Raw genomic sequence first — 12,080 nt, forward strand, 5'->3', positions numbered from 1 at the left:
GTGCTACTTTTTATGCGTATATTTTTTGACGCTGTACAATTGAGGAGTATTTCTTTACAATTTATATGCAGAACTAAAGAATGATGAAATGTGCATGCGATGCATGTATGGAGAAATGACATGGGAAATGAAATATTTGAAAATGAACAGGCCCATTTGACAAAGACCTATAATAAACTGCTGGATATTAAGAAGAATCTCGAGGAGCAGATTACTGCCCTGAATGAGAAAGCGGTTGAAGATAAAAATGATATTCGTGACAACATCCGTTTTGATTACGCAGATGTTGAGACTACGATGGAGACTCTCGCTGAGATTGAGGTATGGAACCGTTACATTGATACCTACAATGTTGAGAGTAATTCTTTGGGTAAAAGACTCGAGACAGTCAATAAACTTCTGGAGTCGCCTTATTTTGCAAAGATCGAGCTTGTGTTTGAAGGCGAGAGTGTGCCTGAAAGTTACTACATCGGACGAGCTGCAATCTCAGAAAACGGCTATGATCAGATGGTTGTAGACTGGAGATCTCCGATTGCCGAAGTTTACTACAATCAGGAGAACGGGCACACAAGTTACATGGTTGAGGACAGGACAATACCTGTTGACTTAAGGCTTCGTCGTCAGTTTGAGATAAATAAGGACAAGCTTGTTTCGTTTTTTGATACACAGATTGCGATTGAGGATCCGATGCTTCTTAAGTCTCTTTCGCAGACCCGCTCTGACAAGATGCAGGCTATTACAGCCACAATTCAGAAAGAGCAAAATACGGTTATCAGGTATCCCGATGTGCAGGTTCTTTTGGTGAACGGTATTGCAGGTAGTGGTAAGACTTCGGTTCTTTTGCAGAGAATAGCATATCTTTTTTATCAAAAGAGAAAGACACTTCGTCCCGAGCATGTATGTCTTTTAACCCTTAATCCGGTATTCCGCGATTATATCGACAATGTCCTTCCGGATCTTGGAGAGACCAATCCGCCGACTTTGACGTGGCATGAGTTTCTTAAGAAAGTGGGCGTTCCTTTTGCGGATAACGAATATGACGGCACAGGTGACGGAAGTTTGCAGAAGATCCATGATGCTTTGCTTACGTTGAGCCCCGAAGAGGATGATTTCTACAATATTACTCACAACGGCAAGACTGTGATGTCAAAGAGCGATGTGTTTGATGTGGTAAAAAGATTTTCCAAATTCCCGATGGGAGTGCGCCTGATCCAGACGGTTGCGGATGAACTTGAAGAGCGGGCCAAAAACATTCTAAGGAGCAAAGATATTTTTAATGAGGATTCCGAGAATTCGGCAGGATCTGATGCGGCTGAGGAAAACCGCATTGAAAATGACTTTGGCGGAGCGCTTAGCTTTATCAGACGTTGTAATTTCGTCAACATCAAGCATGTTGCGCAGCGTATTCTCGGAAGCGAGTATATCACTGCTGCGGAGTGGATCTATACTAAGATGGAGCTTACAGGTAAGTGTGATAGAAATGTGCGTTATGTCATGATCGACGAAGTGCAGGATTACACTGAGGCGCAGCTCATGGTATTTAGTAAATTTTTCCCCAACGCGCGTTTTATGCTGCTTGGAGATGAGTTCCAGGCAATCAGAAAGGGCACGATTTCTTTTGGCCGGATAAAAGAGATGGCAGAAGCAGCGGGAAAAGAATTCGTGGAGCTTCCACTTATGACAAGCTACCGAAGCTCACCGGAGATAACAGAAATGTTTGCTTCGCTCCTTCCTCAGGAAAAGAAAATGATGGTTTCATCGGTAAAGCGCTCGGGAGAAGAGATTGTTATAAAGAGCTGTGATTCCGATAGCGAGTATTATAAGGAACTTATTTCTCTTATAAATGAGTTTGAAAAGAAAGACGGCCTTACTGCAGTTATTTGCAGAAGCGGTTACAGTCTTGAAAAGATTGCCGGTGCGCTCGGAGATAAAGCACCGCAGCTTATTGCTGAAAGCGACAGTTTGCCAAAGAAAGGTGCATTTTTGATAGAGCTTGCACTTGCGAAAGGTCTTGAGTTTGATAACGTGATCCTGGCCGATGCAGATGCGGAGTCTTATCCTTCCGATGAACTCGGCAAACATTGCCTGTATACGGCTGTATCCAGAGCTACGCAGCATCTGGCTGTTTTGGCGAAAGGGAAGTTGACGGAGAATATTTAAGAAATCCTTGAGTTTGGAAAAGGTTGTGAGCCTTCGGCGGACTTTCATGCAGAAGGCTTAAAAAACCGCTTGCATGGCGGGCTTATCGATGTTAGCATGTAATAGTATGATATCTTAGATGAAATTACAGAAATCCGCACTTGCTGCGGATTTCGTGAGAAAGTGATTCAAGAGTCAACCAAGCCCCATCGACGAAGTCGATTTTAATTGGCTTGGTTTATACATTCTTGAACTTCATGTTCAAGAATGTATAAAAGTATAAAGAAAGAACGCGTAGCGTTTAGGTGAGGATATGTACAGAAGATAATTAGTTTAGGTGAACACTATCAGTGATGATGAGGCTGCTTACGGCGGCTGTTTTGTGTGCGCTTAATCTGGATTATCATGCATGTTTAGCCTATATGTAATGTGGGTCTATTTGTGTGAGTCTATTTTGCGTATGCAGAATAGGCTTTTTCTTTTTCCATATGGTCCCAGGGGACGGGGGTAGTGGACCATTTTGGCGAGCGAATGCGAGAGCAGAGCTTCCTTACGTACTCATCATTTTACCTTTGGAGGAACAATATGCTTAACGTAAAAAACTTAACAATAACGCACCGCAAGGACCTGCGCGTCATTCTTGATAAATTCAATTTGACTCTAAACGACGGCGATAAGGCTGTGATAATCGGCGAGGAGGGCAACGGCAAATCTACGCTGATGAAATGGATATACGATCCGGAGCTTGCGGAAGAGTACGCGGAGTGCGAAGGCGAGAGAATTCTTGGCTACGAAGTCCTTGGCTATCTGCCGCAGGAACTTCCTGAATGGGAAAAAGAAAAAACTCTTTATGATTACTTTTCGGAAGCCGGGAGCTTTTTTGACAAGACACCGAAAGAACTCTCGGAGATGGCGAATGAATTCCGGGTTTCTAAGGATTTCTTTTACGCAGATCAAAAGATGGGGAGCCTTTCCGGTGGCGAAAAAGTAAAGGCGCAGCTGATGCGTATACTGATTGACGAGCCGACGGTTCTGCTTTTAGATGAACCGTCAAATGATATCGACATAAGCACGCTGGAACTTCTTGAGAGGCTGATAAATGGGTGGAAGCACATAGTTCTTTTCATCTCGCATGACGAGACGCTTATTGAAAACACGGCCAATGTGATAATTCATATCGAGCAGATCATGCGCAAGACCAAGAGCCGTTACGTGGTCGTGAAGGACAACTACAGGCATTACATTGCGCATAGAGCGGAGGCTTTCGAGAGGCAGGAGCAGCTTGCGCTTAATGACCGTAAGGAAAAGAAGCTTCGTGACGAGAGATACAACAGGATTCATGATAAGGTTGAGCGGGCGCTTTCGAATGTTTCGCGGCAGGAGCCGGGAGTCGGAAAGATGCTTAAGGATAAAATGCGCGCGGTGAAGTCGATGGAAAAGCGCTTTGAGAAGCAGGATGCGAACATGACGGAGCGGCCTGAGCAGGAGGAGGCAATCTTTTTTAAACTGGGAAAAGAAAATTCGAGGATGCCGGCAGGTAAGACGGTTATCGAGTTTTCTCTTGATGAGCTGGTTGCGCCCGATGGTTCAAAGGTCTTGGCAAAAGATATTTTTCTAAGGGTAAGAGGACCTGAGAAGGTATGCATTGTTGGAACAAATGGAGTTGGGAAAACTACGCTTCTTAGGTTGATTGCGGATGAACTTCTGGCAAGAGAAGACCTGAGGGTACAGTATATGCCGCAGAATTATGAGGATTTGCTTGATCTTGATGTGACGCCGGTGGAATTTTTGGATGACACGGGAGATAAGGAGGTTCGCACGCGCATAAGGACTTATCTTGGTTCGCTTAAATATACCGCAGATGAGATGGAGCATCCTATTCGTGAGCTTTCGGGCGGGCAGAAGGCGAAAGTGTTGCTTCTTAAGATGAGTCTTTCCGATGCGAATGTGCTTGTTTTGGATGAGCCAACGCGTAACTTCTCGCCACTTTCGGGACCTGTTATCAGGAAGATGATAGCTTCTTTTCCGGGCGCGGTGATCAGCATATCGCATGATAGGAAGTATATTGAGGAAGTGTGCACGAAGAAGTATTTACTTACGAGAGAGGGACTTGAGGAAACTAAATGAACACGGAATATTGGATGAAACATATATATAATTCGTGGAAGATATGTACGGTGCAGGGAAGTGAATAAGCACCGTACAGAGGAGCGGCGTATGATGCGTGCGGTGCAGAAAAGTGAAAGAGCACCGCACAGATGAGCGGCATAAGATATGTACGGTGCAGAAAAACTAATATGCACTGTACAGGAAAGTCGTGGAAGATATGTGCGGTGCGGGGAAGTAAATTAGCACCGCACAGATGAGCGGCATAAGATGTGTACGGTGCAGGGAAGTAAATTAGCACCGCACAGATGAGCGGCATAAGATATATACGGTGCAGAAAAGCTAATATGCACCGTACAGGAAAGTCGTGGAAGATATGTACGGTGCGGGGAAGTGAATAAGCACCGCACACAGGCGCGGGATAAGATCTGTACGGTGCAGGGAAGTAAATTAGCACCGCACAGATGAGCGACAGAAGATGCGTACGGTACAGGCAGACGTAAAATGGACCGTACAGAATTTTGGAGGACAGAATAGAAATGAAATATAACAAGATTATTACTTTAAAAAACGGAAGAGAGGCACTTCTTCGAAACGGCGAATATGCTGATGGCGAGGCTGTTTTTGTGAATTTTAATGAGACTCATGCGGAGACGGATTATCTTTTATCCTATCCTGATGAAAATAGTTTCGATGCGCAGCAGGAGGCGGAGTTCCTTAAGGAGAAAACGGAGAGTCCAAATGAGATTGAGATAGTTGCAGTGGTAGACGGTGTTGCCGCCGGAACAGCTGGTATCGAAGCGGTTGGATCAAAGTACAAGCTTAAGCACCGCGCAGAGCTTGGAATTGCTATTTTGAAGGAGTATTGGGGGCTTGGGCTTGGCAAGGCTCTTATGGAGGCTTGCATAGAATGTGCCAAAGAAGCAGGCTACACGCAGCTGGAATTAAATGCTGTTGCAGAGAATGAAAGAGCGGTGGCATTATACAAGAAGATGGGATTTGTGGAGTATGGCCGCAATCCCAGAGGTTTTAACTCAAGAGTAAGCGGGTATCAGGAAGTTGTATATATGTTGCTTGAGCTGTGACAAGTTATAAGGAAGGGTTTGTAATATGACAATCGAAAAGAATTACAGAGATAACGAATATCTCAGAAATTCCTTCAATGAGCTTGCAGGCAAGGTGTTTGGCGGCTGAATTTTGAAGGTTGGTACCGGAATGGCTTTTGGAAAGATAATTACATTCCGTATTCGGTTGTGGCTGACGGGAAGATTGTTTCGAATGTTTCGGTGAATGCTTGCAATATGAATTATGACGGCAGAATTGTTAAGCTTATCCAGATTGGAACGGTAATGACCGATCCTGATTACAGGGGGAGGGGATACGCAAGGATGCTGATGGAGAAGATTGTTGAAGACTACGAAAACAAAGTTGATGGAATATATCTTTTTGCAAACGATTCTGTCGTTGATTTCTATCCTAAGTTTGGCTTTCGAAAGAGTAGAGAATTTCAGTTTAGTAAGGCTGTTAATAATGATGCAGAGCGGACTGCGCAGCTTGTTCCAATGTCGGAAAAGAGAGATTGGGACAAAATGGTGCAAATTCTTAATCAAACCGAGCAAAATGCCAAGGTGTATATGGTTTCCAACGCTGGGCTGTACATGTTTTACCTGGCTCAGTTCATGAGGGAAAATACTTTTTATATCGAGGATTGTGACAGTTATGCGATTGCAGAGATTGAGGACGATACTTTGATTCTTCATGCCGTTGTCGGTAGTGGCGCGATAGACCGCGTGATATCTGCTTTTGGAAAAGAAATTAAGAAAGTCATTCTCGCATTTACACCGAACGATTCGACAGGTTATGATAAGAGCGAGGTTGTAGAGGAAGATACACATCTTTTTGTAAGAGGGAAGTTCTTCGACGAAAACGGTGAGGATGAGTTTATGTTTCAGGCGATAACGCACGCTTGATGGGAAAGCACATGAATAGTGCTTAAGAGGGAGATTTTATGTCAGACAGCATTGCTTATAACTGGACAGACGGAAGTAATAAGGATTTTCAGGAGTTTTATAGAAAGACAGAGGAATATTACAGCAAGATTGTTGGCGGAATAGAGAACAGAAGAGCTTTTGTGCCATATAACCATTCTGACGGAATACCCAATGTGCTTATTGCATATATCGGGGATGTTGCCGTTGCATGCGCAGGATTTAAGCCGTATTCGAACGATGATGCTGAGATTAAGCGTGTTTGGGTGGAACCTGATTACAGAGGCAGGCACATTGCCAAAGATTTAATGAAGCAGATTGAAGATAGAGTTAGAGAATTTGGATATAAAAGAACAATTCTTCAAACAAGAGCGATAATGGCTGATGCTGTTGGACTTTATGAGAAGCTTGGCTACAGCAAAATCGAGAATTATCCGCCGTATGATAATCTGGTCGGAGCGGTGTGTATGGCAAAAAATCTGTGAAAAACGGTATATATTATATGTTGTGCAATAATGGACCACAACCCCCGTCCCTATGGACCAAAAGGACGGATACCAACGAAAGAGAAACTCATGGAAGATAAGAAATTTCTTTTTGAAAAAGATAATATACCGCATGCGCTGGGAGTGATGGCGCTTCCGGCGATTGCGAGTCAGCTGATTGCACTGATATATAACCTTGCGGATACGTGGTTTGTCGGAAGGACAAATAATCCGTACATGGTGGCGGCTTGTTCTCTGGTGATGCCGATTTATATGCTGACAATTGTGATATCAAATATCTTTGGAGCTGGTGGAGGTACGCTTATTGCGCGCCTTATCGGTGCGGGTAATGATGAAGAAGCATCGAAAGTGTCAGCGGCCTGTATATGTATGGCGCTGGGAGTCGGATGCCTTTTCTCATTACTTAGTTTGATAGGGATGACGAAGATACTTGTTTTTCTTGGGGCGAGCGAAAATGTGCTTGAGTTTTCCAGGCAGTACATGCTTTTTGTGGTTGTTATCGGTGGAGTACCGTTTATTTTCAGCAGCACGGTTTCATCAATGCTAAGAAGCATAGGACTTTCGGCAAAGGCATCGTTTGGGCTTAGTATGGGCGGCGTGCTTAATACTGTGCTTGATCCTATTTTTATGTTTGTGATTTTGCCTGACGGAAAGCAGGTTATGGGTGCCGCGCTTGCAACTATGCTAAGTAATATTGTGGTTTCGGTGTATTTTATCGTTACTTACCATAAGGCGGGAAAAGAAACTATTCTCAGATTTAGGACAAACGGCGAATATCCTTCGAGAGAGTCTTTTTACTCAATATTTGGAGTGGGAATTCCTGCGGCTGTGGGAGTGCTTCTTTTTGACCTGTGTACGATCGTGATAAATCGCCTGTCAGCGTCGTATGGCGATGTTGAGCTGGCCGCCATCGGAATTGTGCTTAAAGCCGAGCGTCTGCCGCTTAATATCGGAATCGGTATCTGCATGGGCATGGTTCCGCTGATCGCGTACAGTTATTCTTCGGGCGATAGAAAAAGAATGGACGGAATTTTCAGATTCGGCAGAGTAGTGGGGCTTGCGATAGGAGTTGTGAGTGTGATCTTGTATTATGCATTTGCGCCTTTGATCATGAGGGCATTTATCGGAGATCCCGACACGGTGCGCTTTGGAACGCAGTTCCTTCGTGCGAGGTGCTTTGCAACGCCGCTGATGTTCCTTTGCTTTTCGATGGTTCATTTTGCACAGGCAATCGGGCGCGGAAAAGAATCTTTTTGGCTTGCCGTGATAAGACAGATTGTCTTTAACATACCTATCCTGATCCTGTTTAACCGTCTGTTTGGAATGACGGGAATTGTGTGGACGCAGGCTGTCGCGGATATGTTTACGGTCATTGCTTCATACATTATTTATGCAAGGATAAGGAAACATGAAGGTTGGCCGGCGGGAGTGTGACAGAGTATGAAGATTTTAGTTGTTGGTGGGACGAGATTTTTTGGCATTCCTATGGTGAATGCGCTTATAAATGCGGGGCATGATGTGACGGTCGCGACGCGCGGGAATAATGCGCTTAGTTTTTGCGGGAGCGTTAGGCATATTGTTATGGACAGGACTGATACGGAAAGTGTCAAAAGAGCTGTAGGTGACGGGAGTTTTGAAGTGGTAATTGACAAGGTTGCGTACAGTTCAAATGATGTGAGAGCTCTTTTGCCCAATATCAAGTGTGATAGGTATATTCAGATGTCGACGTGCTCGGTTTATGCGAAAGATGCGCCGCTTATTGGAGAAAATGAGTTTGATGCCGCTAAGTATCCGCTGGTGTGGGCGTACAGAACGGAGGATTATGACGAGTCCAAACGGCAGGCGGAAAGGGCGACTTATGAGTTCATGGACGCTGGGAAGTGCGTGTTTGTCAGGTATCCCATCGTGCTGGGCGAAAATGACTATACCGGAAGGCTTCGGTTTTATGTAGAGCATATCATGAATGAGTTGCCGATGTTTGTGGATGACCTTGATTATGGGATTTCTTTTATCCATGAAAAAGAAGCAGGCGAGTTTATCGCGTTTCTTACAAGTGCCGATGTGTGCGGGCCGATAAATGGCTGCTCTAAGGGAATTGTCAAGATTTCTGAGCTTATCGGTTATATTGAAAAGAAAACCGGAAAGGCTGCGGTTTACAGCAAAGATGGTGACGTGGCTCCTTATAATGGACTTGAAAATGACATGAGCCTTGATACGCAGAAAGCGCGGGCGCTGGGATTTGAGTTTTCGGAGCTTGGTGATTGGATTTATGAGCTGATGGATTATGAGATTGATATGGTGGAGAGGTGTGTATGAATTTTTTGTTTGTTGCTCTCGGAGGAGCTTTGGGAGCGGTGCTAAGATATGCGATAAGTCTTATTCCGGTTAAATCCGGATTTCCGATACTGACGCTTGTTACAAATATTTTAGGTGCAGTTTTGATCGGATTTATCGTAGGGCTTGCCGATAACAATGAAGGTATATCGGGAAATACTGTTCTTTTCTGGAAAACGGGAGTGTGCGGAGGCTTTACAACGTTTTCTACGTTTTCGCTTGAGGCGGTCAATCTTTTTGAAAAGAAGCAGTATGGCGCAGGCGGAGTGTATGTGGCGCTTAGTTTTGCGTGCTGTATTGTCGGCGTAATCTGCGGCAAGAGGCTTGCGGCGCTTGTTAAAGGGTGATTCGGCAGTGAGATTTTTGGAAAAGGAGGATGGGGGCATGGACGTAGAACTCAGGCTTGTAACAATCGATGAGATTGAAATTGTATGGAAGATGCAAGTGGAGGCATTTGCGGAGCTTTTGGAGAAGTATCAAGATTACGTAATGAGCCCCGGTGCGGAGAAACTTGAAAAAGTCATTGCCAGGTTCAAACAGCCTTGGACGAAATATTTTTTTATTATGCATGGAGATGAAAAGGTAGGAGCAATCCGTATCGTTGACATGAAAGACGGAAGCAGGAAGCGTATCTCTCCAATATGGATAATGCAGGAATTTAGGGGGAGAGGATATGCGCAACAGGCGGTAAAGGAGGCGGAGAAGCTATACGGATCCGAGCATTGGTGCCTTGATACGATACTTCAGGAAAAAGGAAATCTGCATTTGTATGAGAAACTTGGTTACCATCAAACGGGTAAGATTGAAAAGGTAAATGAGCACATGGATATTGTCTTTTATGAAAAAGGGTGATAAGCATGGATAAAAAGAACCAGGATAAGAAACTGAAAGAAATCGAGCTCAAGCAGAATAAGTATGCGGATAAGATATCAGCGGTTTCTGCGGAGCAACTGGCTAAGGCACTTGAGACTCTTATGGCAAAAGATAAAGACAAGGATAAGGACAAGAGATGAGACAGTATATTGTAGATGCATTTACAGACAAGCTTTTTCATGGAAATCAGGCGGCAGTTTGTGTTTTGGATAAGTGGTTGCCTGAAGAACTTATGATGAATATTACCAGGGAGAATAATTTTTCGGAGACGGCATTTGCCGTGAAATCCAATGACGGATATGATCTCCGCTGGTTTACACCTGGGGGAGAAATCAATTTGTGCGGACATGCGACGTTGGCGACGGCGTTTGTTCTTTTTAACTATTATGAGAAGAACGCGGATAACATTACCTTTCATACCATGAGCGGTGATCTGTTTATTCATAGGCAGCAGGATGAGATTGTCATGGACTTTCCGGCATATCGGCTTAATGAAACACCTGTCACTGAACAGATGACCAAGGCAACGGGGCATACGCCTGTCAGAGCGTTTATTGATCGTGATCTTATGCTTGTTTATGAAGATGAACAGATAATTCGCGAGATGTCGCCTGATTTTGATGAGATGATTCAACTTGATGGCGGTGGAGTTGGTGTAACGGCTCCGGGAAAAGAGTATGATTGTGTTTCAAGATTTTTTACCCCGAAAGATAAGATAAATGAAGATCCTGTTACCGGTTCCGCTCACTGCATGATTGCGCCGTATTGGGCAGAGCAACTTGGAAAAAAAGAAATTCACGCGTATCAGGCATCTGAACGAGGAGGCAAGCTTGAATGCAGAATTCAGGCGGATAGAGTGGTGATTATAGGCAAGGCGGTGTTGTACTCTGTGAGTGAATTATTTGTGTAGGAGATGGCAAAATATGAAAAGAGAACTTGGTATAGCAAGGTGCGGATTGGCGTGCTGCCTTTGCAGTGAGAACGATCATTGCGGAGGTTGTGACTCTGGTGAGTGCCCGGGAGATGCTTGGTGCGAGAACAGGAAGTGCTCCAAAGAGAAAGACTATGGGCATTGCTACGATTGCGACAGCGACTGCAAGAAAGGCATGTTTGGCAAGATAAAGCCGTATGGATTCACACTTTTTGTAAAGAGATACGGAGAGGAAGAACTGCTTAACTGTCTAGAAAGGAATGAGCGAAACGGCATAGTCTATCACAGGAAAGGTATTATTGGAGACTATGACGATTTTGATGATGTTGAGGAATTGATACGATTCATTAAGACGGGTGAAAGATAAATTTAGAAATAGGATATATGCGACTTTTTGTAATGAACCATAAACCTCGTCCCATGTAGACTATAGCAAATAGATGAGAGGTGAACATGACTACAATTATCAAGGCAAAAGAACTGATCATAAAAGGCGAAGAGAACATACTGGAATTACCGGAGAATCTAAAAGAACAGGTTTCAATATATTGGAATGAGCAAAAAAGGCAGCATCCCGGAATGTTTAACGGGCCGGTGTATTCGGTGCTTGATATGGAGAACAACAACGGCGAGATTACCTTGGAGTGCGCACTTTCCGATTATGCGAATTACAAGTACAGTGAAATACATGATTTGGGAGAATTTGCGTGCAGGAATCTTTACGCGGGATGTCTTTTAAAATCTTGTGAAGGAAAATATATTGTTGCTCTAAATGGTGCGGGTTCTGAATTTACAGGCAAGATACAGTTTATTGGAGGCGCGATGGATCCTGAAGATAAGGATGATGTGACGGGAAAACTTGATCCGCTTATTACCGTGATGAGAGAACTTGAGGAAGAAGCCGGAAAAGAGATTAGGAATAGTATCAAAAATGTCGGAGAAACCTATCTTATAACTAACGGCAGAAAATATGGTATAGGCACGGTGCTTCAGTCATCTATGAGTGCGGATGAGTTAACCGCGGCGCTTGGCAGATTCAAGGACAGTACGCATAATAACGAGATAGACAATCTTGTTGCTTTTGGAAAAGAAAACAAGGATGAACTTGAGAATTACGTAGACAGGCAGGATATCGGTGTGGTGGAGTTTTTGAAAGAAGTACTTTGAAAAATGGACCACAAACCCCGTCCCCATGGACCATAG

Annotated in this window: 13 protein-coding genes; all 13 read left to right on the forward strand. The window is 44.1% G+C overall.

Annotation, left to right across the window (positions count from 1 at the left end):
- The first annotated feature begins 120 nt into the window (after positions 1 to 120).
- The 13 genes from G628_RS0106440 to G628_RS0106500 all read left to right on the forward strand — a co-directional run bounded on the left by G628_RS0106440 (position 121) and on the right by G628_RS0106500 (position 12,044).
- Positions 121 to 2,160 carry a HelD family protein gene (locus tag G628_RS0106440; protein WP_196803717.1) on the forward strand — a complete coding sequence of 680 codons (2,040 nt, stop codon included), beginning with the start codon at positions 121 to 123 and terminating at the stop codon, positions 2,158 to 2,160.
- Between the two features lie 564 nt (positions 2,161 to 2,724).
- Positions 2,725 to 4,266 carry an ATP-binding cassette domain-containing protein gene (locus G628_RS0106445; RefSeq protein ID WP_027208764.1) on the forward strand — a complete coding sequence of 514 codons (1,542 nt, stop codon included), beginning with the start codon at positions 2,725 to 2,727 and terminating at the stop codon, positions 4,264 to 4,266.
- A gap of 518 nt (positions 4,267 to 4,784) precedes the next feature.
- On the forward strand, positions 4,785 to 5,330 hold the full coding sequence (locus G628_RS0106450; protein ID WP_027208765.1) for a GNAT family N-acetyltransferase: 546 nt from the start codon (positions 4,785 to 4,787) through the stop codon (positions 5,328 to 5,330).
- 153 nt (positions 5,331 to 5,483) lie between these two features.
- Positions 5,484 to 6,215 carry a GNAT family N-acetyltransferase gene (locus tag G628_RS16620; RefSeq protein ID WP_278246545.1) on the forward strand — a complete coding sequence of 244 codons (732 nt, stop codon included), beginning with the start codon at positions 5,484 to 5,486 and terminating at the stop codon, positions 6,213 to 6,215.
- A 38-nt stretch (positions 6,216 to 6,253) separates the two neighbouring features.
- Positions 6,254 to 6,718, forward strand: coding sequence for a GNAT family N-acetyltransferase (locus G628_RS16625; RefSeq protein WP_051199059.1), 465 nt, complete (start codon positions 6,254 to 6,256; stop codon positions 6,716 to 6,718).
- 90 nt (positions 6,719 to 6,808) lie between these two features.
- A complete protein-coding gene (locus tag G628_RS0106465; protein WP_034500683.1) occupies positions 6,809 to 8,173 on the forward strand; it encodes an MATE family efflux transporter in 1,365 nt (454 codons plus the stop codon).
- A gap of 6 nt (positions 8,174 to 8,179) precedes the next feature.
- Positions 8,180 to 9,055 (forward strand): NAD-dependent epimerase/dehydratase family protein, encoded by an 876-nt coding sequence (locus tag G628_RS0106470; RefSeq protein WP_027208767.1) that lies wholly within the window; start codon positions 8,180 to 8,182, stop codon positions 9,053 to 9,055.
- On the forward strand, positions 9,052 to 9,420 hold the full coding sequence (gene crcB, locus G628_RS0106475; RefSeq protein WP_027208768.1) for a fluoride efflux transporter CrcB: 369 nt from the start codon (positions 9,052 to 9,054) through the stop codon (positions 9,418 to 9,420). Before G628_RS0106470 ends, crcB begins: the two co-directional genes overlap by 4 nt.
- 37 nt (positions 9,421 to 9,457) lie before the next feature.
- On the forward strand, positions 9,458 to 9,925 hold the full coding sequence (locus G628_RS0106480) for a GNAT family N-acetyltransferase (RefSeq protein WP_027208769.1): 468 nt from the start codon (positions 9,458 to 9,460) through the stop codon (positions 9,923 to 9,925).
- Positions 9,926 to 9,930: 5 nt separating this feature from the next.
- Positions 9,931 to 10,086: a hypothetical protein gene (locus G628_RS18695; protein WP_155833779.1), complete on the forward strand. Its 156-nt coding sequence runs from the start codon at positions 9,931 to 9,933 to the stop codon at positions 10,084 to 10,086.
- A complete protein-coding gene (locus G628_RS0106490) occupies positions 10,083 to 10,856 on the forward strand; it encodes a PhzF family phenazine biosynthesis protein (RefSeq protein ID WP_027208770.1) in 774 nt (257 codons plus the stop codon). Before G628_RS18695 ends, G628_RS0106490 begins: the two co-directional genes overlap by 4 nt.
- Before the next feature lie 13 nt (positions 10,857 to 10,869).
- Positions 10,870 to 11,244, forward strand: a complete 375-nt coding sequence (locus tag G628_RS0106495) for a hypothetical protein (protein ID WP_026654287.1) — start codon at positions 10,870 to 10,872, stop codon at positions 11,242 to 11,244.
- Positions 11,245 to 11,330: 86 nt separating this feature from the next.
- Positions 11,331 to 12,044, forward strand: a complete 714-nt coding sequence (locus tag G628_RS0106500) for a hypothetical protein (protein WP_027208771.1) — start codon at positions 11,331 to 11,333, stop codon at positions 12,042 to 12,044.
- Positions 12,045 to 12,080 lie beyond the last annotated feature (36 nt).

Origin of the sequence: Butyrivibrio hungatei NK4A153 (assembly GCF_000424465.1) — a bacterium.
GTDB classification, from domain to species: domain Bacteria; phylum Bacillota; class Clostridia; order Lachnospirales; family Lachnospiraceae; genus Butyrivibrio; species Butyrivibrio hungatei_A.